We start from the raw sequence: 26,326 nt of genomic DNA, 5'->3' as shown, positions 1-26,326 counted from the left end.
AATGAAGAAGGCCGTGGCAGTGTTACGGGGAGAACAACCGTAGTGATTGACCGATCAACGGAGCCCCCGTGTCGCTGCCACCCCTGGTCGAGCCAGCTACTGAGCTCACCGTAGACGAGGTCCGCAGGTACTCCCGCCACCTGATCATCCCCGACGTGGGCATGGACGGGCAGAAGCGGCTGAAGAACGCCAAGGTGCTCTGTGTCGGCGCCGGCGGCCTGGGCTCGCCGGCGCTGATGTACCTGGCCGCCGCGGGCGTGGGCACCCTCGGCATCGTGGAGTTCGACGAGGTCGACGAGTCCAACCTCCAGCGTCAGATCATCCACAGCCAGGCCGACATCGGCCGCTCCAAGGCCCAGTCCGCGCGCGACAGTGTCAAGGGCATCAACCCGTACGTGAACGTGGTCCTTCACGAGGAGCGGCTCGAAGCCGACAACGTGATGGACATCTTCAGCCAGTACGACCTGATCGTCGACGGCACCGACAACTTCGCGACCCGTTACCTGGTCAACGACGCGTGCGTGCTGCTGAACAAGCCGTACGTCTGGGGTTCGATCTACCGTTTCGACGGTCAGGCGTCCGTCTTCTGGTCGGAGCACGGCCCCTGCTACCGCTGCCTCTACCCGGAGCCCCCGCCCCCCGGCATGGTCCCGTCCTGCGCCGAGGGCGGCGTCCTGGGCGTGCTGTGCGCGTCCATCGGCTCCATCCAGGTCAACGAGGCGATCAAGCTCCTCGCCGGCATCGGTGAGCCGCTGGTCGGCCGCCTGATGATCTACGACGCCCTGGAGATGCAGTACCGCCAGGTCAAGGTCCGCAAGGACCCTGAGTGCGCGGTCTGCGGCGAGAACCCGACCGTCACCGAACTCATCGACTACGAGGCCTTCTGCGGCGTCGTCTCCGAAGAGGCCCAGCAGGCCGCCGCCGGCTCGACGATCACTCCCAAGCAGCTCAAGGAGTGGATCGACGAGGGCGAGAACATCGAGATCATCGATGTCCGTGAGCCGAACGAGTACGAGATCGTCTCCATCCCGGGCGCCAAGCTGATCCCGAAGAACGAGTTCCTCATGGGCACCGCCCTCGGGGGTCTCCCGCAGGACAGGAAGATCGTCCTGCACTGCAAGACGGGTGTCCGCAGTGCGGAAGTCCTGGCGGTCCTGAAGTCCGCGGGCTTCGCCGACGCCGTTCACGTCGGCGGCGGCGTCATCGGCTGGGTCAACCAGATCGAACCGGACAAGCCGGTCTACTGATCGGCCAGGTCGGCCGGCGAGGACACACCGACCGACGAGGGAACAGGCCCACGGCCCTGACCGGTTCAGGCGCCGTGGGCGGGCCGGCCCCGGGGTCCTCAGGCGACGCAGTGGTGGTTTCTCCACCCCGCCGCGTAGCCGGCCCGGTAGCCCGCCCTGAAGGTATGTGTGCCATGGACCGGGGGCACGTGCAGGTAGCAGCTGTAGTCCCCGGACCCGTCGTCGTACCCCGCTCGGTAGCCTCGCCGATACTCCTGCCGCGCATCGCTCTGTCTCGAGGCCGGACTCGACGCGTCCGCGACTGCCCTGGATGGCGCCGATGGCGGGGCGACGCCGGCCTCCGCAACGGCCGGTGAGAGCGCCAGTGAGGCGAGGAGGAGCGGAGCGAGAACGCCGAAGCATCGCCTGAAGTCGCGTCTTGCCATGTTCATGGTTGCCGCCCGCGGTGATGTGTGGATCTCCGGACGTGCGGGTGGTGAGAGGGTGACCCGCCCTTCGATGGTCCCCCTCCGTTCCCTCGCACGCCACTTGTCGGCCCCGCCGGTTCGCGATGGGACTCCGCGGCTTCTCCGGAACCGGCAACGGCGCCCGCTCGTGGGGAAGTTCTGCCCTCAGGAGCAGACCTTGCCGTCCTTCGGCACCGTGCCGTACAGCAGGTAGGCGTTGACCGTCGAGTCGACGCAGTCGCTGCCGTTGCCGTACGCCCCGTGGCCCTCGCCCTTCCAGGTCAGTTCGACGCCCACGCCCCTGCCCAGTTCGTCGGCCATCCTGCGGGCGCCCTCGTAGGGGGTCGCCGGGTCGCCGGTGTTGCCGACCAGCAGGATCGGCGCCGCGCCGGGTGCGCTCACCTCCGGCGTGTCGAACTGGCCCGGCACCGGCCAGTCGTGGCACCAGCCCGCCGTGTCCCATCCGAGGAAGTCCCCGAACACCGGGGAGATACGCTCGAACTCCGCCAGTCGCCGCCTGGTTGCCGTGAGCGTCGGCCGTTGGCGGTCGTCCAGGCACGATATGACCCGTTGGGAGTGGGACGTCGTGCCGTAGTGGCCCGAGGAGTCACGGTCGTCGTACGCGTCGGCGAGCGCGAGCAGCTCCGAACCGTCGCCGTTCTCCGCCGACTTCAGCGCACTGGTCAGCCGGGGCCAGCTCGACTCGCTGTACAGCGGCAGGATGATCCCGGTGGTCGCGAGCGTCTGGTTCAGCTTCCGCCCGGAGGACGTCGGCAACGGCTTCGCGTCCAGCCGCTTCAGCAGGTCGGCGATCTTCCTCGAACCCCGCGCCGGGTCCTGGCCGGTGGACTTCAGATAGTCGTCCAGTGCCCGCTGGAAGCCGCGGGCCTGGTTCTGCGCGTGGCCCACCGTGTCGGCGGCCGGGTCGACCACGGCGTCGAGCACCAGCCGTCCCACCCGCTTGGGGAACAGGTGGGCGTAGACGCCGCCGAGTTCGGTGCCGTAGGAGATGCCGAAGTAGTGCATCTTCTCGTCGCCGAGGACCTGGCGCATCAGGTCCATGTCGCGGGCGGTGTCGGTGGTGGACACGTGGGCCAGCAGCGAGCCGGCGGCCTTCTGGCAGCCCTTGCCCAAGGCGGCGGCGTCCTGGAAGTACGCCTTCTCCTCGGCGGGACTGTCCGGTGTGGTGTCCACGGCTTCGGCGGCCTCGATGGCCCGGTCGTCGCGGCAGCGGACGCCCTCGCTCCCGCCGACCCCGCGCGGGTCCCAGCTCACCAGGTCGTAGCGCTCGTGAAGTGCGGAGACGGTCGCCGAGTAGTACGGCATCGTCGAGACTCCCGAGCCGCCCGGGCCGCCGAAGTTGAACAGCATCGAGCCGATGCGGTGACCGCCGGTCGCCCGCGCGCGGATCAGGGCGAGGCCGATCGTCTCGCCGCCCGGCTTAGACCAGTCCAGCGGCGCTTTGAGCGTCGCGCACCGCCAGTCGTCGCCGGGTGCGGCGGAACTCCCGGTGGCCTTGCAGCGTCGCCAGTCCAGGTGCTGCGCGGTGAGTGAGGAGGGAAGGTCCACCGGGGAGACAGGCGCGGAGGACGGCGACCCCGGGGGCGCCGGCGAACCGGATCCCTTGCCCTCGTCACCGCTTCCGCCCCCGCCGGACGAGCCGCCGCAGCCGGCCAGCAGCAGTGCTGCGGCCACCGCGGCAGTCCCTCGCAGAAATCGCCTCATGCGTCCCCCTCACAGGCCCTCCGCGTCGTGCCGCGCCGGGCGTCAGGCCATGGTAGGCGTCCCCGGCCCGGCCCGTGACAGCCTGTGGATAACCAGCTGACCTGCGGGTTCTTGCGATTCCTGGCCCTGTCGGGACGCGACCGGTCCCGTCAGGAGCAGACCGTGCCGGTCTTCGGCACCTTGCCGTCCAGCAGGTAGCGGTTCACCGCGCTCTGGACGCACCGGTTCTTGCTGTCGTAGGCGCCGTGCCCCTGGCCCTTGTACGTCAGCTCGACGGCCACGCCCTTGCCGAGCGCGTCGGCCATCTTCTTCGCGCCCTCGTACGGGGTGGCCGGGTCACCGGTGTTGCCGACGACGAGGATGGGTGCCGAGCCGGGTGCGCTGACGTCGGGATGGTCGGCGGCCCCCGGCACCGCCCAGTCGGTGCAGCCGACCAGGCTCCAGGCCAGGTAGTGGCCGAACAGCGGGGAGGCGGCCCGGAACTCGGGCAGCTTCCGCTGGACGTACTCCGTGGTGTACCGCGGTTTCTCGTCGGAGCAGTTGATGGCGATGTTCGCCGCGGTGATGTTGCTGTACTCGCCGTTCTCGCTGCGGCCGTTCATCAGGTCGGACAGCAGCATGAGGGTCCTGCCGTCGCCGTCGTACGCCTCCTCCAGCCCCTCGGTGAGGTACTCCCAGAAGTCCTTCGAGTACAGGGATTGCGCGATGCCGTTGGTGGCGGCGGTCTGGGTCAGCCGGCGCGGGAGGATCCCGGGGATCGGCTTCTTCTCCAGGTCGGCCAGCAGCTTCGCGATGCGGTCCTTCACCTCCTGCTCGGTGTCCCCGACCGGACATTCCGTGGTCTTGGAGGTGCAGTCCTTCGCGAAGTTGTCGAGGGCGAGCTGGAAGCCCCGCGCCTGGCCGAGCGCGCTCTGCTCGGGGTTCTGGGTGGGGTCCACGACACCGTCGAGGACGGCCCGGCCGACGTTCCCGGGGTACAGGTGGGCGTAGACGCCGCCGAGTTCGGTGCCGTAGGAGATGCCGAAGTAGTACAGCTTGCGGTCGCCGAGGACCTGGCGCATCAGCTCCATGTCACGGGCGGCGTCGGTGGTGCGCACATGCGGCAGGACCTTCCTGGAGTTCTTCTCGCAGGCCGCGTTGAACTGCTGGGTGCGCTTCAGCAGATCGGCGCGTTCGGCGCTGTCGTCGGGGGTCGCGTCCTGCTGGAAGTACGCGTCCAGCTGGGCGTCGCTCTCGCACTCCACCGGCGCGCTGAGGCCGACCCCGCGTGGATCGAAGCTGACCAGGTCGTAGCGGGTACGCAGGGCGGTGTAGTCCTCGCCGAACGACGGCAGCGCGGTCACTCCGCTGCCGCCCGGGCCGCCGAAGTTGAACACGAGCGAGCCGATCCGGCTGCTCGCGGGGCCACTGGCCCGGGCCCGGATCAGGGCGATACCGATCGTGTCGCCCTTGGGCCTGCCCCAGTCCAGGGGCGCCTTCATGGTGGCGCACTGCCACGCGGTGCCGTTCGGCAGCGGGGAGGGAGCGCTGCCGCCGCCCTCCGCCTCCGACGGGGCCGTACAGTCCTTCCAGTCCAGCTTCTGCGCCGTGAGATCCCCGTCCTCGGCGTGGCCGCCGCATCCGGCCAGTACGGCGGAGAGCAGCACGGCGGTGGTGGTCAGGGCGCCGGCGCGCAGCCGGAAGGGATTCGCCATAGCCCCATCCTGGGTGCGCGCACGCAGGGGCGCGCGGGGCGCGGGCCGTCCGGAGTACCGCACCGCGGGGGTGGCGGCAGCCACCCGGCAGGGGCCCTACAGGGCTCCCTTGCGGCTGAGATGGCCGAAGGCGAACCAGCCCGGCAGCACCGGCAGCCACAAGGTCAGCAGCCGGAACAGCAGCACGGCCGGGGCGGCGACCTCCTTGGGCAGGCCCACGGCGATCAGGCCGACGGTCAGCGTCGCCTCGACCGCGCCGACGCCGCCGGGAGTGGGCGCCGCCGAGCCGAGCGCGTTGCCGGCGAGGAAGACTACGGCGACGCTGGCGATGCTCAGCGACACCGAGCCGTCGCCGAAGGCCCGGATGGAGGCGTCCAGGCACATCACGAAGCAGGTGGTCAGCAGGAGCATGCCGCCGATGCCGGTGACGAGCTTCTGGGGCCGCTGGAGCACGTCGAGCATGCGGGGCACGACGCCGGCGAACAGCGACCTCACCCGCGTGACGACGAACTTCCGCAGGAACGGCACCGAGGTGACGACGAGGATCAGGACGGCCACGGTCAGCAGGCCGGCGATGACCGTGCGGGAAGGCGACAGCGACGGCGTCTTCTCGGTCCCGGTCAGATAGCCGAAGGACAGCAGCATCAGGATGTGACAGCCGAGGCCGAACAACTGGGAGGCGCCGACGCTCGCGACCGCCAGTCCCGGCCGTACACCGGCGCGTTGCAGGAAGCGCGTGTTGAGGGCCACACCGCCGACGGCCGCCGGTGCGACGATCTTCACGAACGATCCGGCGACCTGCGCCGCCACCGTCCGCAGGAACGGCACCCGTTCCGGCACGAAGCCCAGCAGCGCCATCGCGGCGGCGACGTAACTGAGCGCGGAGAAGAGCACCGCGGCGGCCACCCAGCCCCACTGGGCCTGCGCGAACAGCGTGCCGAACTCGATGTGGGTGAGCTGCGTCAGCAGGTAGTACGCGCCGATCGCACCGGCGATGAAACTGATCAGCGTGCGTGGCCTGACCCGTTCCAGCCGGGCCGGTTCCACGGGCGCCTGCGGCCTGATGAGCAGCACCTGGTGCCGGATCTGGGTGAGCAGATCCTCCTCGCGGGCCTCGTCGAGGGCTTCGTCGATGGCCCGCTTCTCCGCGCGCTGCTCGGCGCGGACGGTCTTCTTGTCGGGCTTCTCCAGGGCGGGCGCCGTCGCCTCGGACGTCTCCTCCGGGCGGGCCGGCTTGCTCTGCCGGGAGGCCTCGAGCACCGCCTCGCGTTCGCGCTGTGCCCGCTCGCGCGCCAGCCGGCGCAGCGTCGCGCGCGTGGAGCGCGTCAGCGCGATCGGTTGCAGCATCGGCAGACAGTCGGCGACCGCGTCCGGACCGAGCACCCCGACGGCCGAGGCCACCGCCCGCCGGGCGCCGACCCGCAGGCCGAGCGTGGTGACCAGCTGGGCGACGTCCATGCGCAGCAGCAGTTCGCCGGCCGCGATCTCGCCGCCGCGCAGCTCGGTGAGGATCACCCTGCCGGAACGATCCACCAGGATGGCGTCACCCGCCAATCTGCGGTGCGCGATGCGGCGCGACTGGAGCGCCTGCACCTGGTGCCAGGTGTTGCGCAGCAGGTCGTCGGTGATGTCCTCGTCGGCCAGCGAGTCCAGCGTGCGCCCGCCGGTGTGCTCGTAGACGAGCATGACCGCGTCGGGGCCGAGTTCGGAGGTGGCGATCAGCTTGGGCGCGTTGGCGCCCGCCGCGATCGCCGCGTACGCCAGCAGTGCCTCCTGCTCCAGTGCCTGGCGCAGCGACTGGAGGCTGGAACGGGTGGCGAAGCCGCGCAGGGTCAGATTGCGCCACGCGCGGTAGAAGAAGCCCTGCGCCTGCTGCTCCCGGTCGACGACCGTGACGTCCAGCGGCGGGCCGTCCTCCAGGGTGACGAAGTAGCGCCGGCCCCGGTCGCCGTTCTCCGTCTCCACGGCCTCCTCGCGGGCCGCGGAGACGGGATGGAAGCCGACGTGCGCGAGGCCCGCCATCAGCGTCTGCCCGGTGGGGCGGATGTTGGGGGAGCCGACCGCGTACAGAGTGCCGTAGGCGATGGTCCAGCCGATCAGCACCGTGAGGATGATCGAGAAGGGCGTCGTGTAGCCGGTGACCAGCATCGAGAACGCGTCCAGCATCAGCACGATCCACAGCACCGCACGCCATCGGGGTCTGCGGGACATGCCGACGGCCGTCATGTAGGCGATGACGGGTGCCAGATAGCCGTGCACCGGGTCGGTCAGGGCGTGGATGTCACCCGGCGAGGGCTGGGTCAGCGCGTCCTGGATCGAGTTGGGGGCGGCCCGGGCGACCCACAGATCGGTGGCGAGGGTCACTCCGTGGGCGAGGACGGCGGCGAGGACGCCGTCGGCGATGCGCAGGCCGTCCCGTTTGATCAGCCGTTCGATGGCGAAGGCGACCGGGACGAGGAGGATCGCGATGCTGGACCCCAGGCCCGCGATCTTGATGAGCAGGTCCGGGGCCTGCCCGGTGCCCTTGTTGATGTCCTGTTCGAGGCCCGAGGTGGTGCCGTGCGCGAACGCGGCGATCGAGAGGAGCACCGCGATGGCCAGCACGCCCACCAGGAGCCGTACGAGGTCGGAGGGGCGGTGCACGCGCGCGGGGAGCAGCGGTTCGTCGCCCTCCACCTGCTCGGCGTGCGGGTCGTCGTCGGCGCGCGCGCGGTGGTCGCCGGGGACGTGCGCTCCGTCGGCGCCGCTGTCCGCACCGGCGCCTTCGCCGCTCTCCCGCGCGCGCGTGCCGTCGCCCTCGTGGGTTTCGGCGCCGTCCTGCCGCGCGCCGGTGCCGCCCTCGTCCGCCTGGGCGGCGTCGGGGCGCGCGGAGGCGTCAGGGGTGCCCGCCGCTCCTTCGGGGTGCACGCCCTGCTCCTTCGTGGTCTCTTCTTGGTCTCGTATCACCAGTCACCGCCCGCACGATGGTGGCATGTCCCACCGGCACACACGGGCATCAGGGTGCGCATGCGCGGGCGCACAGTCTGCCCGAAGGACCGCGCCGGGGCGAGAGGAGCGCCCATCGCGGATCCGGCCGGAACGCCCGGGGAGTGCGGCAGGATGGGACGAATGAGCGAGCAGAGCCCTGCCGACGAGGCCCGCGAGGGGTACGAGGACGCGCTGCCGGAGTACGCCGAGCGGGTTCTCGCGGTCGCCGAGCTGATCCCGCCCGGCCGGGTCATGACGTACGGAGATGTCGCCGAGTGGCTCGAGGAGGGCGGCCCCCGCCAGGTCGGCCGGGTGATGGCTCTCTACGGAGGCGCCGTCCCGTGGTGGCGGGTCGTACGGTCCGACGGCGTGCTGCTGCCCGGCCACGAGCTGCGCGCGCTCGCGCACTACCGCGCGGAGAGCACGCCGCTGAAGCAGGCGGGCAGGAGCGCGGCGGGCCATGTGCCGAGGCTCGACATGCGGCGGGCCCGGTGGGACGGCGGTGCGGACGCGGAGGGTCACATCTGACAGCTTCCGCCATCGGCTGCCGGTACGGAGGGCCTGTGGCCCGTACGGGTGACAGGGGGGACGTCCGTGGCATGCCGTACGTTCGTGGGATGAGGGACGCACGTGGCCCGAGCGCCGCGAGGGAAGAACCGGAAGTTCTGCTTCCGTCCGAAGCGGCGGCGTAGCGTCGGCAGCACGTGTCCCCCTCACCCCGCGGCCACCGCCACGCACGCGTGACCGCCCGCCCATCAGCACAACCACCAGGACCGGCCGATCACGTGAGCTCCTCTTCCTCCACCAGGCACCTGCCGCACCCCCCGGTGCGGCAGGGGAACCGTGGCGCTTACCGGCTGGTGCGCACACCCCCGGCCACCGTGGCTCCCCCTCGTCTGGACGCGGCACAGCGCGCCGTGGTTGACCACCGGAGCGGACCGCTGCTCGTCCTCGCCGGCCCCGGCACCGGCAAGACCACCACCCTGGTCGAGTCCGTGGCCGCGCGGATCGCCCGGGGTGCCGACCCCGAGCGGATCCTCGTGCTGACGTTCAGCCGCAAGGCCGCCGTCGACCTGCGCGACCGCATGGCCCTGCGCATGGGCGCGGCCCGCGCGCCCAGGGCGACCACGTTCCACTCGTACTGCTACGCGCTGGTCCGTGCGCACCAGGACAGCGGCCGGTTCACCGAGCCGCTGCGCCTGCTCTCCGGACCCGAGCAGGACGTCACCGTCCGCGAGCTGCTCGCCGGCCAGCCCGAGCTGGAGCGGCTCGGGCTGGCCCATGTGCGCTGGCCCGACGAACTGCGCGCCTGCCTGACCACGCGCGGCTTCGCCGACGAGGTCCGTGCCGTCCTCGCCCGCAGCCGTGAGCTGGGCCTCGGTCCGGACGCCCTGGACGCCTTCGCGCGCCGCACCGGCCGCCCCGACTGGCGCGCGGCGGCCGCGTTCCTCGCCGACTACCTCGACACACTCGACCTCCAGGGCGTGCTCGACTACGCGGAACTGGTCCACCGCGCCGTTCTGCTCGCCCACCGCCCCGACGCCGCCGCACGGCTCGCCGCCCAGTACGACGCCGTGTACGTCGACGAGTACCAGGACACCGATCCCGCCCAGGTCCGGCTCCTGCACGCCCTGGCCGGCGGCGGGCGCACCCTGGTCGCCTTCGGTGACCCCGACCAGTCGATCTACGCCTTCCGGGGCGCCGACGTGAACGGCATCCTCGATTTCCCGGCCGCCTTCGCGCGCGCGGACGGCCGCCCCGCCTCCGTCGAGGTGCTGCGCACCTCCCGCCGCTCCGGCGCCGCGCTGCTGGCCGCCACCCGCCTGATCACCCAGCGGATGCCGCTGCCCCGGCTGCCCGCCGACAAGGTCCGCGCCCACCGGGAACCGGCCGCCGTACGGGACGGCGGCCGGGTCGAGGTCTACACGTACCCGACGTCCGGCACCGAACTGGACAACATCGCGGACATCCTGCGCCGCGCGCACCTGGAGGACGGCGTCCCCTGGAGCGACATGGCCGTCCTGGTACGTGCCGGATCCCGCTCCCTGCCGACCCTGCGCCGCGCCCTCACCTCGGCCGGCGTCCCGCTGGACATCGACGGCGACGACCTGCCCCTGCGGCACGAGCCGGCGGTGGCACCACTGCTCACGGCCCTGCGCGCGGTCGCCACGGCGGAGGCGCGACGCCGCGAGGAGGAGCCCACCGCACCGGCCGCGGACCAGCCCGCCGAGCCGTTCGTGGCGGAGGAGCCGACCGTGCCCGCCGAGCCCCTCACGGACGCAGAGCCCACCGCACCGGCCCCGGCGCAGACCGTTGCGGACGCAGAGCCCACCGCATCCACCCCGGCGCAGAGCGTCGCGGACGCAGAGCCCACCGCACCGGCCCCGGAGCACCCCGCCGAGCCCCTCCCGGACGAGCAGCCCGCCACGGCGGTCGAGCCGTCGGTGGAGCCGGCCGACGACGACGGTGAGCCGTCCGTCGGGCACACGGCCGCCCAGGAGACACCGGCACCGGCCCCGGACACCTGCTGGCTCGACACCGAGACCGCCCTCACCCTGCTCGCCTCCCCCCTCGCCGGCATGGACGCCGCCGACCTGCGCCGCCTCGGGCGCGCCCTGCGCGAGGAGGAACGAGCCGCCGGCAATCCGCTGCCGCCGCCGTCCGACGAGCTGCTCACGCGGGCGCTCGCCGAGCCCGAGCGCCTGGCGGTGCACGACCCGGCGTACGCCCGCGGTGCGCAGCGCCTCGGCGCGCTGCTCCGCAAGGCGCGCGAGCGCCTCGCGGGCGGCGGTACGGCCGAGGACGCGCTGTGGGACCTGTGGGAGGGCACGCCGTGGCCCGCGCGCCTGGAGCGGGCCGCCCGGCGCGGCGGCGCGGCCGGCCGCAACGCCGACCGGGACCTGGACGCCGTGTGCGCCCTGTTCGCCACCGCCGCGCGCGCGGAGGAGCGCACCGGCGGCCGTGGCGCCCTGAACTTCCTGGCGGAGATCGAGGCCGAGGACATCGCCGCCGACACGCTCACCCGCCGTGCGGTGCGCCCCGACGCCGTCCGCCTGATGACCGCGCACCGCTCCAAGGGCCTGGAGTGGCGGCTGGTCGTCGTCGCCGGCGTCCAGGAGGGCCTGTGGCCGGACCTGCGCCGCCGCGGTTCGCTGCTGGAGGCCGACCGCATCGGCCGCGACGGACTCGCCGAGCCGCTCACCCCGGGCGCGCTCCTCGCCGAGGAGCGCCGTCTGTTCTACGTCGCCGCCACGCGCGCGCGTGAACGGCTCGTCGTCACCGCCGTGAACGCACCGGCCGACGACGGGGACCAGCCCTCCCGGTTCCTGACGGAGCTGGGCGTCGAGCCCAAGGACGTCACCGGCCGCCCCCGGCGCCCGCTGTCCGTCGCCGCGCTCGTCGCCGAGCTGCGCGCCACCACGGTCGACCCGCGCGCGTCCGCCACGCTGCGGGAGGCCGCCGCCCGCCGGCTGGCCCGGCTGGCGGCGCTCGCCGACGAGGACGGTCGCCCGCTGGTCCCGTCCGCGCACCCCTACCGCTGGTGGGGCATGTTCGAGCCCACCGAGAGCAAGGTGCCGCTGCGCGACCGGGACCAGCCCGTCGTGCTCTCCGGCAGCGCCCTCGACCAGCTCGCCAACACCTGCGCGCTCCAGTGGTTCCTGGGCCGCGAGGTGAAGGCCGACGCGCCCGCGACCACCGCACAGGGCTTCGGCAACGTCGTCCACGTCCTCGCCGACGAGGTCGCCTCCGGCCGTACCGCGGCCGACCTCGACGTCCTCATGGAACGCCTGGACTCCGTGTGGAACGCGCTCGCCTTCGACGCGCCCTGGAAGTCGCAGCAGGAGAAGGACAACGCGCGCGTGGCGCTCGAACGCTTCCTGAACTGGCACGTGCTGGCCCGCGCCGGCCGCACCGCCGTGGCCAGCGAGCAGGACTTCGACGTCACCCTCGGAGCGGGCGACTACGAGGTCCGCATCCGCGGCCAGATGGACCGCGTCGAGACCGACGGCGACGGCCGGGCCTACGTGGTCGACTTCAAGACCGGCAAACAGGCACCCACCGCGCGCGAGGTGGAGCACCACCCGCAGCTCGCCGTCTACCAGCTCGCCGTCCGCGAAGGCGCCGTCGATGCGGCCTTCGACGGCGCACGCCCCGAACCGGGTGGCGCGGAACTGGTCCACCTCAGGCAGGGCGCCGCCAAGCGTGAGGGGGGCGACGGCCTGCCCCGGGTGCAGGGCCAGGAGCCATTGGCGGGGGAGTGGGTCGGCGAGCTGCTGGCCACCGCCGCCGGCAAGGTCCTCGACGAGCGGTTCACGCCGAGCACCGGCCAGCACTGCACGCACTGCGCCTTCCGCGCCTCGTGCAGCGCCCGTCCCGAGGGACGCCACGTGGTGGAGTGAGACCCGGCCCGAGCGGGGTGACGTACCGCACCCCGCGTGCTGACCTGCCCTTTCCCGCCCTCGGCGGTCGATTCGTCCGAGACTGTCAGTGGCCGCCGCTAGCCTCTTTCGACATGCCAGCCCGTATCACCGACCCCGAGCAGCTCAAGCAGCTCCTCGGCATCCCGTTCACCCCGGAGCAGATGGCCTGCATCACCGCGCCGCCCGCCCCGCAGGTGATCGTGGCCGGCGCCGGGTCCGGCAAGACCACCGTGATGGCGGCCCGTGTGGTCTGGCTGGTCGGCACCGGCCAGGTCGCCCCCGAACAGGTCCTCGGCCTGACCTTCACCAACAAGGCCGCCGGTGAGCTGGCCGAACGCGTCCGCAAGGCGCTGATCGCGGCCGGCGTCACCGACCCGGACGTCATCGACCCGGACAACCCACCGGGCGAGCCGGTCATCTCGACGTACCACGCCTTCGCCGGCCGCCTGCTCACCGACCACGGCCTGCGCATCGGCCTGGAACCCACCTCCCGCCTCCTCGCCGACGCCACCCGCTACCAGCTCGCCGCGCGCGTGCTGCGCGAGGCCCCCGGCCCCTACCCGGCGCTGACCCGCTCCTTCGCCGACCTGGTCAGCGATCTGCTCACCCTCGACTCCGAACTCGCCGAACACCTAGTCGACCCGGAGCGGGCGCGCGCCTGGGACGCCGGTCTGCTGCGCGCCCTGGAGGGCGCCAAGCTCACCAACGCCGACCTGCGTAAGGTCCCCGAGACGGCCGCGGCCCGCCGGGAACTCACCGACCTCGTCCGGCGCTACCGGGCCGCCAAGCGCGAGCGCGACCTGCTCGATTTCGGTGACCAGATCGCCCTGTCGGCCCGCCTCGCCGGCATCCCGGAAGTGGGCCGCCTGCTGCGCGAGGAGTTCCGTGTCGTGCTCCTGGACGAGTACCAGGACACCTCCGTCGCCCAGCGCGTACTGCTGGCGGGCCTCTTCGGCGGTGGCACCGGCCACCCGGTGACCGCGGTCGGCGACCCCTGCCAGGCCATCTACGGCTGGCGCGGCGCCTCAGTCGCCAACCTGGACGACTTCCCGGAACACTTCCCCCACGCCGACGGGCGGCCCGCCACCCGGCAGGCGCTCAGCGAGAACCGCCGCAGCGGCGGGCGCCTCCTCGACCTCGCCAACGGCCTCGCCGAGCCGCTGCGCGCCCTGCACGCGGGTGTGGAGGCACTCCGGCCGGCCCCCGGCGCCGAGTACGACGGCACGGTCCGCTGCGCCCTGCTGCCCACGCACGCCGAGGAGATCGACTGGATCGCCGACTCCCTCGCGCACCTCGTCCGCACCGGCACGCCCCCCGGCGAGATCGCCGTGCTGTGCCGGACCGCGACCGACTTCGCCGAGATCCAGGGCGCCCTCGTCGCCCGTGACATCCCCGTCGAGGTGGTCGGGCTGTCCGGGCTGCTGCACCTGCCCGAGATCGCCGACCTCGTCGCCGTCTGCGAGGTGCTCCAGGACCCCGGCGCCAACGCCTCCCTGGTGCGCCTGCTGACCGGCCCGCGCTGGCGCATCGGCCCCCGCGACCTCGCCCTGCTGGGCCGCCGGGCCCGGCTGCTGGTCGCCCACGCGCGCGTGGACGGCACCGACGACCCCGACCGCCGGCTCGCCGCCGCGGTGGAGGGCATCGACCCGGCCGAGGTGATATCGCTCGCGGACGCCCTGGACACCTTCCTCGAGACACCGGCGGCCGGTGCCTTCGGCGAGGGCGCCGACGACGGGCTGCCGTTCTCGCCGGACGCGCGCGTGCGCTTCGCCCGGCTGGCCACGGAACTGCGCGACCTGCGCCGCTCGCTGTCCGACCCGCTGATGGACGTCCTGCACCGGGTGCTGGCCGTCACCGGCCTGGAGGTGGAGCTGTCCGCGTCCCCGCACGCGCTGGCCGCCCGCCGCCGCGAGACCCTGTCCAACTTCCTGGACACCGCCGCCTCCTTCGCCGCGAGCGACGGCGAGGCCACGCTCCTGGCCTTCCTGGGCTTCCTGCGCACCGCCGCCCAGTACGAGAAGGGCCTGGACAACGCCCTGCCCGGCGGCGAGAACACCGTCAAGGTGCTCACCGCGCACAAGTCCAAGGGCCTGGAATGGGACGTCGTGGCCGTCCCCGGACTGGTTACCGGCACCTTTCCCAGCGCCCAGGGCCGCGAGAAGTGGACCGCCCAGGCCAAGGTGCTCCCGCACGCCCTGCGCGGCGACCGAGACACCCTGCCCGACATCGGCTCCTGGGACTCCCGGGGCATGAAGGCCTTCCACGAGGCCATGAAGGACCACCAGCACACCGAGGAACTCCGCCTCGGTTACGTCACCTTCACGCGTCCCCGCTCCCTCCTGCTCGGTTCCGGCCACTGGTGGGGCCCCAGCCAGAAGAAGCCGCGGGGCCCGTCCGACTTCCTCCAGGCCCTGTACGACCACTGCGCCGCCGGACACGGCGAGATCGAGGCGTGGGCGGACGAGCCCGCCGAGGACGAGGTGAACCCGGCCCTGCACACGGCCACCGCCGACCAGGTGTGGCCGCTCCCGCTCGACGCCGGCGCCCTGGCCCGCCGCCGCGCCGCCGCCGAGACCGTTCTGGCCCACCTGGACAGCCTCGCCGCCGAGCCCGAGAGCCGCCGGCCGGCCCGCCACGACCCCGCCGGTGCCGAGGACCCGGACTGGCCCGCACCCCCGGCCGACCCGTACGGCGAGGAACCCGGTGCCCAGGACCCGTACGGCCGAGGACCCTACGACGAAGGGCCCTACGACGAAGAGCCCTACGACGAGTCGTACGAGGACGCCCTGGCCGACGCGGTCTTCCCCCTCGAGGACGACTTCCTCCACGAGCCGGACCTCCCGTACGACGAAGCCGTCCCGGACGAACCCTTCCCCGACCGGACGCCCCCGGCCGGTGCCGGCCGGGACTCCTGGAGCGCCGGGCGGCCGACGGTCCCCCACCAGGCGTCCGCCCCGCAGAACCACCCCCGCCCCCGCCGGTTGCCGCGCGCCGCGTCACTCACGCCCGAGGAGGCCCGCACCATCGCCTCCTGGGACCGCGATCTGGACGCCCTCACCGGCGAGCTGCTGCGCGCCCGGCAGGCCGTCACCGACGTCCCCCTGCCCGCCACGCTCACCGCGACGCAGCTGCTGCGGCTCGCCGAGGACCCGGACGGACTCGCCCAGGAACTGGCGCGCCCCATGCCGCGTCCCCCGCAACCGGCCGCGCGCCGCGGCACCCGGTTCCACGCCTGGGTGGAAGCCCGTTTCGAGGAGCTGACCCTGCCCCTGCTGGAACCGGAGGAGCTGCCCGGCGGCGACGCCGAGATCGCCGACGAACGCGACCTGGAAGACCTCAAGGAGGCCTTCGAACGCACCGAGTACGCCCGGCGCACCCCCTACCGGATCGAGGCACCCTTCCAGCTCACCCTGGCCGGCCGCGTCGTACGGGGCCGCATCGACGCCGTCTACAAGAACGACGACGGCGAGGGGACGACCTACGAGATCGTGGACTGGAAGACCAGCCGCACCCGTACCGCCGACCCCCTCCAGCTCGCCGTCTACCGGCTCGCCTGGGCCGAGCAGCAGGGCGTACCGCCCGAGTCCGTCACGGCCGCCTTCCTGTACGTGCGCGGCGGCGAGGTCGTCCGCCCCGGGGGTCTGCCGGACCGGGCCGCGCTGGAGCGGCTGCTCACCGGGGAGACGGAGAGCACACCGGAGGCGAGCTGAGTGTGACGAACCCCCGCCGACGATGCCGGTGCGGGCGGATAGGCTCGTGAGCATGAGCCAGACCCCGGACAGCGCCGTCCGCGCGTACATCGAGCGGCAGCGCGCCGCCTTCCTCGACGACCTCACCGCATGGCTGCGCATCCCCTCCGTGTCGGCCCAGCCCGATCACGCGCCCGACGTACGGCTCAGCGCCGACTGGCTCGCCGCCAAACTCCTGGAGACAGGCTTCCCGGCCGTCGAGGTCTGGCAGACACCGGGCGCCCCGGCCGTCTTCGCCGAGTGGCCCTCGGACGACCCGGAAGCACCCACGGTCCTCGTCTACGGCCACCACGACGTGCAGCCCGCCGCCCGCGAGGACGGCTGGGACAGCGACCCCTTCGAGCCGGTCGTCCGCGGAAACCGCCTGTACGCGCGCGGTGCGGCTGACGACAAGGGCCAGGTGTTCTTCCACACACTCGGTGTCCGCGCCCACCTCGCCGCCACCGGCCGCACCGCCCCCGCCGTCCACCTCAAGCTGCTCGTCGAGGGCGAGGAGGAGTCCGGCTCCCCGCATTTCCGGGCCCTGGTGGAGGAGCGCGCCGAACGGCTCGCCGCCGACGCCGTGATCGTCTCCGACACCGGCATGTGGTCCGAGGACACCCCGACCGTCTGCACCGGCATGCGCGGCCTCGCCGAGTGCGAGATCCGGCTGTACGGCCCCGACCAGGACATCCACTCCGGCTCCTTCGGCGGTGCCGTGCCCAACCCGGCCACCGCCGCCGCCCGCCTGGTCGCCGCCCTCCACGACGAGCACGCGCGCGTGGCGATACCCGGCTTCTACGACGGCATAGTGGAGCTGACCGACCGCGAGCGCGAACTCTTCGCGGAGCTGCCCTTCGACGAGGAGCGCTGGCTGAGCACCGCCAGGTCCCACGCCGCTCACGGCGAGGCCGGTCACACCACCCTGGAACGCATCTGGGCCCGCCCGACCGCGGAGGTCAACGGCATCGGCGGCGGCTACCAGGGCCCCGGCAGCAAGACGATCATCCCGTCGACGGCCATGGTGAAGCTGTCGTTCCGGCTGGTCGCCGGCCAGGAACCCGGCCACATCGAGAAGGCCGTCCGGGACTGGGCCGCCGAACAGGTGCCCGCCGGGATCCGGTGCGAGATCGACTTCGGTTCGGCCACGCGCCCGTGCCTGACCCCGCTCGACCACCCCGCGCTGCGGTCCCTGGTCCGCGCCATGGGCCGCGCCTTCCAGCAGCCGGTCCGCTTCACCCGCGAGGGCGGCTCCGGGCCCGCCGCCGACCTTCAGGAAGTCCTCGGTGCCCCCGTGCTCTTCCTGGGCATCTCCGTCCCTTCCGACGGCTGGCACGCCCCCAACGAGAAGGTGGAGCTGGACCTCCTCCTCAAGGGCGTCGAGACCAGCGCCTACCTGTGGGGTGACCTGGCCGAGAACTGGCGCCCCGCACCCTGACCGGCCGGGGCCGCACGGCAGGGCACCGCGCGCGGGGCACACTGGAAGAACCGCCCCGCCCGGCTCACCCCGCCCACGCCCGGCCCGGTGCCCTCCGCCCGACGTCCCGCCGAACCGCCCGCCGAACGAACCGCTGCTCTGGGGGAGTGGAACCACCCGTGACCACCTCGACCGACCACACAGCCGACCGACCCATCTCGCTGACCGCCCCGAGCGGCATCGACCGCGCCGCCCACCACCGGCTGGACGAGGCCTGGCTCGCGGCGGCGTGGAGCCACCCCACGACCCGGGTTTTCGTGGTCTCCGGCGGCCAGGTGCTCATCGACGAAGCCCCGGACGGCCGGACCGAACTCGTCATGACGCCCTCCTTCGAGGCGCCGCTCACCGAGGCGCACCGTTACTTCCTGGGCATCGACGAGGACGGCGTCAGCTACTTCGCCCTCCAGAAGGACGCGCTGCCCGGCCGCATCGACCAGTCCGCGCGCCCGGCGGGCCTGCGCGAGGCCGGCCTGCTGCTGTCGCCGCGGGACGCCGGGCTCATGGTGCACGCGGTCGGCCTGGAGAACTGGCAGCGCACCCACCGCTTCTGCTCCCGCTGCGGTGAGCGCACGGTCATCGCCGCCGCCGGCCACATCCGGCGCTGCCAGGCCTGCGGTGCCGAGCACTACCCGCGCACCGATCCGGCCGTGATCATGGCCGTGACCGACGAGGACGACCGCATCCTGCTCGGCCGCCAGGTCCACTGGCCCGAGGGCCGCTTCTCCACGCTCGCCGGCTTCGTCGAGCCGGGAGAGTCGATCGAGCAGACGGTGCGCCGCGAGGTGTCCGAGGAGGCCGGCATCACCGTCGGTCCGGTCGAGTACGTCGCCAGCCAGCCCTGGCCGTTCCCGTCGAGCCTGATGCTCGGCTTCATGGCCCGTGCCACGTCCACCGAGATCGAGGTGGACGGGGACGAGATCCACGAGGCGCGCTGGTTCTCCCGCGAGGAACTGCACGCGGCTTTCGAGTCCGGCGAGGTGCTGCCGCCCTACGGCATCTCCATCGCGGCCCGCCTGATCGAGTTGTGGTACGGCAAGCCCCTGCCGACGCGCGGCTTCTTCTGAGCGCGCCACCCCGGTGAGGGACGACATACGACAGGGCGGCCCCGGAGCGATCGGGGCCGCCCTGTCGGGCGTGTCACCGCGCGGGCGCGCGGAACGTCACGCGGCGAGCTTCTGCTTCACCTGAGCCAGCGACGGGTTCGTCAGCGTGCTGCCGTCCGCGAACAGCACGGTCGGAACCGTCTGGTTACCGCCGTTCGCCTTCTCCACGAACGCGGCGGACTCGGGGTCCTGCTCGATGTTGATCTCGCTGTACGCGATGCCCTCGCGGTCCATCTGGCTCTTCAGCCGCCGGCAGTAGCCGCACCACGTCGTGCTGTACATCGTCACAGTGCCCTGCATGTCTCGCGCTCCTCAGGCAGCTCGGGATACATCGTCGGAGGTAGAACGCACCGGCCCGGGTCCCCATTCCCGCCCGGTACGCCCGCCTACCGCACGGATACAAGAACAGACCCCAGGGGCCGCTTGCGTTGTCTGCTGCCCCGCCCGCCGCGGTCCACCACCGGTCGTGAGGACCGCCACACCCCGTCGCGCCGGCCGCGGAGCGCGCCGCGCACCGGGCCCACGCCGACTGCCAGGCCCACCGCCCCGGTACGCCCTTCGTCACGACCGCCGCATTAGTACGACCGCGTGCCCCCGCCTGTGGACAACCGGCACAGCCGTCCCGGGCGACCTGGCAGCATGGCGGTGTGACAGCAGCAACGCACTCCACCCTCATCCCGCAGGTACCGCACTCGGCCGACGCGGTGCTCGAAGGGCTCGACCCCGAGCAGCGCGAGGTCGCCACCGCCCTGCACGGTCCGGTGTGCGTGCTGGCCGGGGCGGGCACGGGAAAGACCCGCGCGATCACCCACCGCATCGCCTACGGGGTGCGCGCCGGCATCCTGCCGCCGTCCAGCGTGCTCGCCGTCACCTTCACCAACCGCGCCGCCGGGGAGATGCGCGGCCGGCTGCGCCAGCTCGGCGCCCAGGGGGTCCAGGCCCGCACCTTTCACTCCGCCGCCCTGCGCCAGCTCCAGTACTTCTGGCCGAAAGCGATCGGTGGCTCCCTGCCGCGGCTCGTCGACCGCAAGGTCCAGCTCGTCGCCGACGCGGCCGCCGCCCTGGGCACCCGGCTCGACCGGAACGAGCTGCGGGACGTGACCGCCGAGATCGAATGGTCGAAGGTCACCCAGACCGTTCCCGCCGACTATCCGTACGCGGCTGCCAAGGCCGGCCGCGAGACCCCCCGCGACCCCGCCGAGATCGCCCACCTCTACGCGGCCTACGAGGACGTCAAACGCGACCGCTCGCTGATCGACTTCGAGGACGTCCTGCTGCTGACGGTCGCCGTCCTCCAGGACCGGCGCGACATCGCCGAACAGGTCCGCGCCCAGTACCAGCACTTCGTCGTGGACGAGTACCAAGACGTCAGCCCCCTCCAGCAGCGGCTGCTGGATCTGTGGCTCGGCGACCGCGACAACCTGTGCGTCGTCGGCGACGCCAGCCAGACGATCTACTCGTTCACAGGTGCAACGCCCGACCATCTCCTCGACTTCCGCACCCGGCACCCCGGTGCCACCGTCGTGAAACTGGTCCGTGACTACCGCTCCACGCCCCAGGTGGTCCGCCTCGCCAACGGCCTGCTCGCCCAGGCCCGGGGTCGCGCCGCCGACCACCGGCTGGAACTCGTCTCCCAGCGCCCCCCGGGACCCGAGCCCGTCCACACCGAGTACACGGACGAGCCCGCCGAGGCCGAGGGCGCCGCCCGCCGTATCCGCGAGCTGATCGACGCGGGCGTCCCGGCCGCCGAGATCGCCGTCCTGTTCCGCACGAACTCCCAGTCCGAGACCTACGAGCAGGCTCTCGCCGACGCCGGCGTCCCCTACCAGCTGCGCGGCGCCGAGCGCTTCTTCGACCGGCCCGAGGTGCGCAAGGCCGGCATCGCCCTGCGCGGCGCGGCCCGCTTCGGCGGCAACGACTCCCTCCTCGACGACGTCGTGGACCTGCCCTCCCAGGTGCGCGCCGTCCTCTCCGGCGAGGGCTGGACCAGCGAACCCCCGGCCGGATCCGGCGCCGTCAGGGAACGCTGGGAATCCCTGGCAGCCCTGGTCAACCTCGCCCACGACCTCGCCGCCGCCAGACCGGGCGCCGCCCTCGCCGACTTCGTCGCGGAACTGGACGAGCGGGCGAACGCCCAGCACGCCCCGACCGTCCAGGGCGTCACCCTCGCCTCCCTGCACGCCGCCAAGGGCCTGGAATGGGACGTCGTCTTCCTGGTCGGCGTCGCCGAGGGCATGCTCCCCATCACCTATGCCAGGACCGACGAGCAGATCGAGGAGGAACGCCGCCTCCTCTACGTCGGCGTCACCCGCGCGCGGGAGCGGCTCCATGTCTCCTGGTCGCTGTCCCGCTCACCCGGTGGACGCGCCCACCGCAGACCGAGCCGCTTCCTCGACGGGCTGCGCCCCGGCACCACCGCCACCGTCGGCCCCGCCGGCACCGGTGCCGGCGGCGGCGTCGAACGCGGGGCCGTGGGCGGCGCCGCCCCGGTCCGGCGCCGCGCCCCGCGCACCCCCGCCCGCTGCCGGGTCTGCGGCCGGACACTCACCGACGCGGGCGAGATGAAGCTGATGCGCTGCGAGGACTGCCCCTCGGACATGGACGAAGGGCTCTACGAGCGGCTGCGGGAGTGGCGTGCCGTCCAGGCCGGGCGCAGCGGTCAGCCGGACTTCTGCGTCTTCACCGACCGGACCCTGATGGCCATCGCCGAGGCATGCCCGGAGAGCCCCGCCGAGCTGTCCCGCATCCCCGGCGTCCTCAGCCGCAAGCTGCGCAGCTACGGGGCCGATGTTCTGGCCATCTGCGCAGGCCAGGAGCCCGGCGGAGGCGGTCCGGGCGAGTGATGCGAACTCGTCGGAAAAATAGTTTGCACATGCCCCGGCAATCCCCATAGGTTCTAGGCACGGAAGCCGCGGCCTTCTCGAAGGCACTGGTTCCGTGTTGTACTTGCACACCCCAACGGGCTGGGTTTCATCCCAGTCCCAGAGACGCCGAGAGGAGGCGAGTCCAGTGATCAGCATCAACATCAACACCACCGTCAGCGCGGCCAAACTGACCGATCGCTCGACCGTCTCCACGTGCATGCTCGGCGCCTCGAACCAGGGCACCGGTCTGTCCGGCATCCGTGCCGCGCGCCCGGCGTCCTCCTCCGCCCTCACGGGACTTCCCGTCCGTGAGCGCAATGAGCGACCGACCAAGGCACTGGAAGCGGTAACGGCACAGGCGCATGCCTATGCCTTTGCGGCGGCCGGTGCCGGATTCCGGAAGCAGACGAAGCAGTACCACCTGATGTGGGCCTTCCGTGGGCCAGAACCCTGGAGTGATCCAGCCTGATCATCGATCAGGCCGGCGCCTTCAGGGCCGCGGAACCCCATCCGGGATCCGCGGCCCTTCTGTTTGCCCCGAACGGGGAGGACGGAGCGAAGGGGCCTCGGGACAAGGAAGAACCCGGTACCCAGCCGACACCCGGTCAACAGGCCGGACCGACCAGACGAGGAAAACCCACCGTGCAACTCGAAGCGCACGCCCCGTCCGTACCGCCTTCGCAAACGATCCCCCCGCCCGGCCTCACGGAGGACTCCGCCTTGATCCCCCTCACCGCGCTCACCGCGCTCGACGACGCCATCGAGAACCTCGGCGTACCCGTTCCCTGCCGTTCCTACGACCCCGAGGTCTTCTTCGCCGAGTCGCCGGCCGACGTCGAGTACGCCAAGTCCCTCTGCCGCACCTGCCCGCTGATGGAGGCCTGCCTCGCCGGCGCCAAGGAGCGACGCGAGCCCTGGGGCGTCTGGGGTGGGGAGCTGTTCGTCCAGGGTGTCGTCGTCGCCCGGAAGCGGCCGCGTGGCCGCCCGCGGAAGAACCCGGTCACAGCATGAACATCGCAGGAACGATCGACCGCCCCCTCACGCACGACCCCAAGAAGCAGGCCCCGATGAAGCCGTCCACCAGCGAGCGCACAGGCTCCGCGACCCCAGACTTCACCACCACCGGCGCGACCGAAGCGCGCCAGAACAGGAACCGTGAGATGCAACTCATGCAAGAAGCCCTGGCTCGTGCGCATATGCACGAGCGGCTCCATGACGCCGCACAAGAACGCCGGGCCGTGCGCCTGGCCACCGCCCGGCGGATGCAGCGCCGGGCCGAGCGCGCCTCGATGCGCGCCCGCCGCGCGCTCGCCATGGCGGTCATGCAGTAACGATCACTTTTCCACAAGCGGTGGCCTCCCGGCGCGGGGGGCCAAGCCTTCCCGCGGGGGCCGGTCCGGCCGAACGGACCGGCCCCCGCGGTGCGCTCCGCACGGCGTCCCCCGGGGCGCGGGGTTATCGTCGCCGGGTGACGAGTCTTCCCGGAGCAAGTGATCAGGGCGGCTCCATCGCGGAGCGCGGCCCCCTCGTGTGCGCCCGCTGTGGCATCCCGTCCGACGGCCCCCAGCCGGCCACCTGGACCTGCTCCGTGGAGAACGGCGACCGGCAGTACTTCTGCGACGCCTGCTCCCGCGAGAACCTGCGGGCCATCGAGGGACGGCTGGACTCGGCCTGGTGGTGACCGGGCGGCGTGCGGGAGCCGGTAGGGGAGCGAGCATCTCGGCGCCGACGGGACCGACCACACCTGCCGGCCCACGCCCCGGCCCGAGCCCCGGCCCCCGACGCCGCGTGCCGCGAGGCGTCATCGCGGGGTCGGGGGGCGGGGGCCGTTCGTGCCGGGCCGGTCAGGCCGGGGCTCACGCACCCGCTGCCGGCTTCTCCTCCCCGGCCGGGTCGTCGGCCACGAAGCCCGGAAGCCACTCCTCCAGCTCCTGCCGCAGTCGTACCGTGGCGCCCAGCTGGCACAGCACACCGATCGTGCTCAGCGTCACCCGGTGTATCAGCAGATACGCCGGCGGCAGGTTGAGCTGCTTGCCGAGCTGGTAGGCCGGGGAGCGCGGGTCGGCGATGCGCGCGGCCTGGCTGCGCATCCACGAGCGGGTGAAGGTGAACGCATCGACCCGGGCCGGTTCGATGATCGGCAGCAGATAGTCGAGGACGGCGTCGGGGTCCAGCTCTACGGTTTCCTTCACGAACCCTTCCGAGCGCAGCAGTTCGTACACCGACTCGGCGTCGCCGTCCAGCGTGAACCGCAACGAGACGCCGATCGGCAGCGGCAGACCGCCGGAGAGCCGGTCGACCGTGCCGAAGTCCAGGACCCCCAGGCGCCAGTCGTCCTCGCCGGCGGGGCCGCCGGGCAGCAGCCGGAAGTTGCCGGGGTGCGGGTCGGCGTGCAGCAGGCCGGTGCGGGCCGGACCGGAGAACAGGAAGCGGGCCAGGAGCTGGCCGGCCCGGTCGCGTTGCTCCGGGGTGCCGTCCGTGATGATCTCCGACAGCGGGATGCCGTCGATCCACTCGGTCACCAGGACCTGCTCGCACTGGTGCACGACCGCCGGGACCACCACATCCGGGTCGTCCGCGAACTCCTCGGCGTGCGCGGTCTGGGCCTGGGCCTCCAGCCCGTAGTCCAGCTCCTCGGATACGCGGTCCTTCAGCTCCGCGATCAGCGGTTTGATGTCCATGCCCGGGATGAGCGGGCCCAGCAGCCGGGCGAAGCGGCCCAGTTGTCCCAGGTCGGACAGCAGGGCCTCGCCGGCGCCGGGATACTGCACCTTGACCGCGACCTCGCGGCCGTCGTGCCACACCGCCCGGTGCACCTGTCCGATGGAGGCCGCGGCGGCCGGCTTGTCCTCGAACTCCTCGAACAGGTCGCGCCAGTCCGGGCCCAGCCGCTCCTGGAGCACCGCGTGCACCGTGCGGATCGGCATCGGCGGCGCGGCCTCCTGGAGCTTGGTGAGGGCCGCGCGGTAGGGGCCGGCGATCTCCTCCGGCAGTGCCGACTCGAAGACGGACATGGCCTGCCCGAACTTCATGGCGCCGCCCTTCAGCTCCCCGAGGACCTTGAAGAGCTGGTCCGCCGTCCGCTGTTGCAGCTCACGGCCGACGATCTCCGCGGACTCGCCCACGATCCGCTTGCCCAGCCCCCAGGTCGCCCGGCCGGCGAAGCCGAGCGGGAGCGCGGCGAGCTTGGCGGTCCGGGTGACCGCCTTGCGGGGAAGATCAGACATGCGCCCTCCAGGTCCCAGTCGGCCGCGCCGCGCCTGCCGCGCGTCGGCGCTCCGTCGACGGCCGTTGCACCGCCATTGTCGCGCGTGGCGCCTCCATGGTTGAGGAGTCCTCCCTTTTTGCCCTCTCCGCGGCTCCGCAACCGCATGCCGGATGCGGCCAGACCGGCCGGGCGTGCCAGTTCAGGCCGGGTGCGGAGACCTCCCAGCGGGCTCCCGCGCTGGACGGCGACTCTCCGTCCAGGAAGGCCAGGGCGTGCGCCGCGGCGAGACCGGCGACGGTCGTGGCCAGGGCCATGTCGCAGGCCCCGACCCGGCGGGCCCTGCCGGAGCGCCACTGGGCGATGAGCCGGGGCCAGACCGGGTCCCGGTCCGTACGGTCCTCGTGCAGACAACGGGCGCAGCCCGACTCGCCGGGCAGCACGAGCGGGCCGACGACACCCGTGCCCTCCACGACACCGGCGTACAGATGAGGGGTGCCGGAGGCCATGAGGGGTTCGGCGGTGAACGGGTCCGGTGCGTGCACGGCGACGTCGTCCCGGGGCGCGAGGACCACCAGGGAGAGACCGGGTTCCTCGGCGCCGGGCCCGGGGGAGGGGGTGCGGCGCGGTGCGCGGTCCGGCGCCGCGCGGCGGACGGCGGCGCGCGCCGCCGCGTCCCGGCGGGTGCCGAGTGCCTCGGCGGCCAGCCCGCCCGGCGCCACGTCCCACGGCTCCACGCGTCCCACGTCCCGTACGTCGACCTCCCCGACGCCGGCCCCCGACAGGACCGACGCCAGCAGCGCGCCGACCCGGCCGGCGCCCCGCACCTGCACCCGCCGGGCCCGCCGGGCTGCGAGACGGGCCAGCGCGCCGCCCGGTTCCGGCGTGGTCAGCGACAACGAGGCGAGGTCGGGCCGCAGGCGCTCCAGGACGTCCGTCCTCTCCCGCAGGGCGTCCGCGTCCGGCCCGCCGCCGCGCGCGTCGTCGACGAGGCCCGCCCGGGTCAGCCGCTCCACCAGCGCGTCGACATGGCCGTCCGGCACGTCCATGCGGCGGCCCTCCTCGCGCAGCAGGGGCAGGCCCCGGGTGCCGTCGAGCAGCTCCAGGAAGCTGCCCGTCGCCGTGGCCACCGGGCCCAGCGTCAGCGCGTGCGCCGGGGTCATCCCGAACTGCACCGTGTTGAGATCACGCCAGCCGCGCCGCAGCGCGGGCTTCATCACCGGATGCATGCCGGCCCCCGTTCCCGTTGTGACCCCCCAGGACTCCGGGGTGTCCGTCCTGCCGGCGGAACCGGTCGCGCTCCGCCGACACCTGCCAGCATGCCCGGCCCCGGGCGCCGGGCGCCGACGGTTGTCCACAGGCTGAGGAGTTCGTCGTACAAAGGAGTTCGTCGTACAAATTCGGGGCATGCCGGTAGGACGTGGACATGCCGGACCTTCGGCAGTCGGC

General features: G+C 72.9%; 17 protein-coding genes. 11 read left to right on the top strand and 6 right to left on the bottom strand.

What is annotated here, in order from left to right:
- The first annotated feature begins 68 nt into the window (after positions 1-68).
- Positions 69-1,247 (top strand): adenylyltransferase/sulfurtransferase MoeZ, encoded by a 1,179-nt coding sequence (gene moeZ / locus AB0F03_RS10025; protein ID WP_361988378.1) that lies wholly within the window; start codon positions 69-71, stop codon positions 1,245-1,247.
- A gap of 611 nt (positions 1,248-1,858) precedes the next feature.
- On the opposite strand, the gene AB0F03_RS10020 is transcribed toward moeZ, so the two are convergent.
- The 3 genes from AB0F03_RS10020 to AB0F03_RS10010 all read right to left on the bottom strand — a co-directional run bounded on the left by AB0F03_RS10020 (position 1,859) and on the right by AB0F03_RS10010 (position 8,058).
- Complete coding sequence (locus AB0F03_RS10020) at positions 1,859-3,418, bottom strand: alpha/beta hydrolase (protein ID WP_361988375.1); 1,560 nt, start codon at positions 3,416-3,418, stop codon at positions 1,859-1,861.
- Positions 3,419-3,567: 149 nt separating this feature from the next.
- Positions 3,568-5,112 carry an alpha/beta hydrolase gene (locus AB0F03_RS10015; protein ID WP_361988372.1) on the bottom strand — a complete coding sequence of 515 codons (1,545 nt, stop codon included), beginning with the start codon at positions 5,110-5,112 and terminating at the stop codon, positions 3,568-3,570.
- A gap of 96 nt (positions 5,113-5,208) precedes the next feature.
- Positions 5,209-8,058: a lysylphosphatidylglycerol synthase domain-containing protein gene (locus AB0F03_RS10010; protein ID WP_361988369.1), complete on the bottom strand. Its 2,850-nt coding sequence runs from the start codon at positions 8,056-8,058 to the stop codon at positions 5,209-5,211.
- 162 nt (positions 8,059-8,220) lie between these two features.
- Between AB0F03_RS10010 and AB0F03_RS10005 the strand changes: the two genes are divergently transcribed.
- The 5 genes from AB0F03_RS10005 (at position 8,221) to nudC (ending at position 18,769) form a co-directional block, all read left to right on the top strand.
- On the top strand, positions 8,221-8,607 hold the full coding sequence (locus tag AB0F03_RS10005; protein ID WP_361988367.1) for an MGMT family protein: 387 nt from the start codon (positions 8,221-8,223) through the stop codon (positions 8,605-8,607).
- A gap of 257 nt (positions 8,608-8,864) precedes the next feature.
- On the top strand, positions 8,865-12,479 hold the full coding sequence (locus tag AB0F03_RS10000; protein WP_361988364.1) for a UvrD-helicase domain-containing protein: 3,615 nt from the start codon (positions 8,865-8,867) through the stop codon (positions 12,477-12,479).
- 113 nt (positions 12,480-12,592) lie between these two features.
- Positions 12,593-16,210 (top strand): ATP-dependent DNA helicase, encoded by a 3,618-nt coding sequence (locus tag AB0F03_RS09995; RefSeq protein WP_361988361.1) that lies wholly within the window; start codon positions 12,593-12,595, stop codon positions 16,208-16,210.
- 52 nt (positions 16,211-16,262) lie between these two features.
- The gene (locus tag AB0F03_RS09990) at positions 16,263-17,666 is read left to right on the top strand and encodes a dipeptidase (RefSeq protein WP_361988358.1); all 1,404 of its coding nucleotides are present in this window, start codon (positions 16,263-16,265) and stop codon (positions 17,664-17,666) included.
- A gap of 158 nt (positions 17,667-17,824) precedes the next feature.
- On the top strand, positions 17,825-18,769 hold the full coding sequence (nudC, locus tag AB0F03_RS09985) for an NAD(+) diphosphatase (RefSeq protein ID WP_361988355.1): 945 nt from the start codon (positions 17,825-17,827) through the stop codon (positions 18,767-18,769).
- A gap of 96 nt (positions 18,770-18,865) precedes the next feature.
- On the opposite strand, the gene AB0F03_RS09980 is transcribed toward nudC, so the two are convergent.
- Complete coding sequence (locus tag AB0F03_RS09980; protein ID WP_356819894.1) at positions 18,866-19,108, bottom strand: mycoredoxin; 243 nt, start codon at positions 19,106-19,108, stop codon at positions 18,866-18,868.
- Positions 19,109-19,455: 347 nt separating this feature from the next.
- Here AB0F03_RS09980 and AB0F03_RS09975 point away from each other — a divergent pair, with 347 nt between their 5' ends.
- The 5 genes from AB0F03_RS09975 to AB0F03_RS09955 all read left to right on the top strand — a co-directional run bounded on the left by AB0F03_RS09975 (position 19,456) and on the right by AB0F03_RS09955 (position 23,353).
- Complete coding sequence (locus AB0F03_RS09975; protein ID WP_361988352.1) at positions 19,456-21,651, top strand: ATP-dependent DNA helicase UvrD2; 2,196 nt, start codon at positions 19,456-19,458, stop codon at positions 21,649-21,651.
- Positions 21,652-21,817: 166 nt separating this feature from the next.
- Complete coding sequence (locus tag AB0F03_RS09970; protein ID WP_361988349.1) at positions 21,818-22,141, top strand: hypothetical protein; 324 nt, start codon at positions 21,818-21,820, stop codon at positions 22,139-22,141.
- A 173-nt stretch (positions 22,142-22,314) separates the two neighbouring features.
- Positions 22,315-22,683 (top strand): WhiB family transcriptional regulator, encoded by a 369-nt coding sequence (locus tag AB0F03_RS09965; protein WP_121787029.1) that lies wholly within the window; start codon positions 22,315-22,317, stop codon positions 22,681-22,683.
- On the top strand, positions 22,680-23,003 hold the full coding sequence (locus AB0F03_RS09960; protein WP_361988346.1) for a hypothetical protein: 324 nt from the start codon (positions 22,680-22,682) through the stop codon (positions 23,001-23,003). The genes AB0F03_RS09965 and AB0F03_RS09960 overlap by 4 nt, the downstream gene beginning before the upstream one ends.
- A 137-nt stretch (positions 23,004-23,140) precedes the next feature.
- A complete protein-coding gene (locus tag AB0F03_RS09955) occupies positions 23,141-23,353 on the top strand; it encodes a hypothetical protein (protein WP_361988344.1) in 213 nt (70 codons plus the stop codon).
- 175 nt (positions 23,354-23,528) lie between these two features.
- On the opposite strand, the gene AB0F03_RS09950 is transcribed toward AB0F03_RS09955, so the two are convergent.
- On the bottom strand, positions 23,529-24,899 hold the full coding sequence (locus AB0F03_RS09950; RefSeq protein WP_361988341.1) for an AarF/ABC1/UbiB kinase family protein: 1,371 nt from the start codon (positions 24,897-24,899) through the stop codon (positions 23,529-23,531).
- Positions 24,892-26,106 carry a TOMM precursor leader peptide-binding protein gene (locus AB0F03_RS09945; protein ID WP_361988338.1) on the bottom strand — a complete coding sequence of 405 codons (1,215 nt, stop codon included), beginning with the start codon at positions 26,104-26,106 and terminating at the stop codon, positions 24,892-24,894. The genes AB0F03_RS09950 and AB0F03_RS09945 overlap by 8 nt, the downstream gene beginning before the upstream one ends.
- Positions 26,107-26,326 lie beyond the last annotated feature (220 nt).

The organism is Streptomyces sp. NPDC028722 (genome assembly GCF_040637655.1).
Classification (GTDB): domain Bacteria; phylum Actinomycetota; class Actinomycetes; order Streptomycetales; family Streptomycetaceae; genus Streptomyces.
The sequence above is the reverse complement of the archived record's forward strand: the minus strand, read 5'-3'. Positions and strand labels throughout refer to the sequence as shown.

Excerpts from the sequence above, each read along its gene's own strand:
- AB0F03_RS09980 (WP_356819894.1), bottom strand. The coding sequence starts at position 19,108 with ATGCAGGGCACTGTGACGATGTACAGCACGACGTGGTGCGGCTACTGC.
- AB0F03_RS10020 (WP_361988375.1), bottom strand. The coding sequence starts at position 3,418 with ATGAGGCGATTTCTGCGAGGGACTGCCGCGGTGGCCGCAGCACTGCTG.
- AB0F03_RS09960 (WP_361988346.1), top strand. The coding sequence starts at position 22,680 with ATGAACATCGCAGGAACGATCGACCGCCCCCTCACGCACGACCCCAAG.
- AB0F03_RS09995 (WP_361988361.1), top strand. The coding sequence starts at position 12,593 with ATGCCAGCCCGTATCACCGACCCCGAGCAGCTCAAGCAGCTCCTCGGC.
- AB0F03_RS09945 (WP_361988338.1), bottom strand. The coding sequence starts at position 26,106 with ATGCATCCGGTGATGAAGCCCGCGCTGCGGCGCGGCTGGCGTGATCTC.
- AB0F03_RS09990 (WP_361988358.1), top strand. The coding sequence starts at position 16,263 with ATGAGCCAGACCCCGGACAGCGCCGTCCGCGCGTACATCGAGCGGCAG.
- AB0F03_RS10005 (WP_361988367.1), top strand. The coding sequence starts at position 8,221 with ATGAGCGAGCAGAGCCCTGCCGACGAGGCCCGCGAGGGGTACGAGGAC.
- AB0F03_RS09950 (WP_361988341.1), bottom strand. The coding sequence starts at position 24,899 with ATGTCTGATCTTCCCCGCAAGGCGGTCACCCGGACCGCCAAGCTCGCC.
- AB0F03_RS10015 (WP_361988372.1), bottom strand. The coding sequence starts at position 5,112 with ATGGCGAATCCCTTCCGGCTGCGCGCCGGCGCCCTGACCACCACCGCC.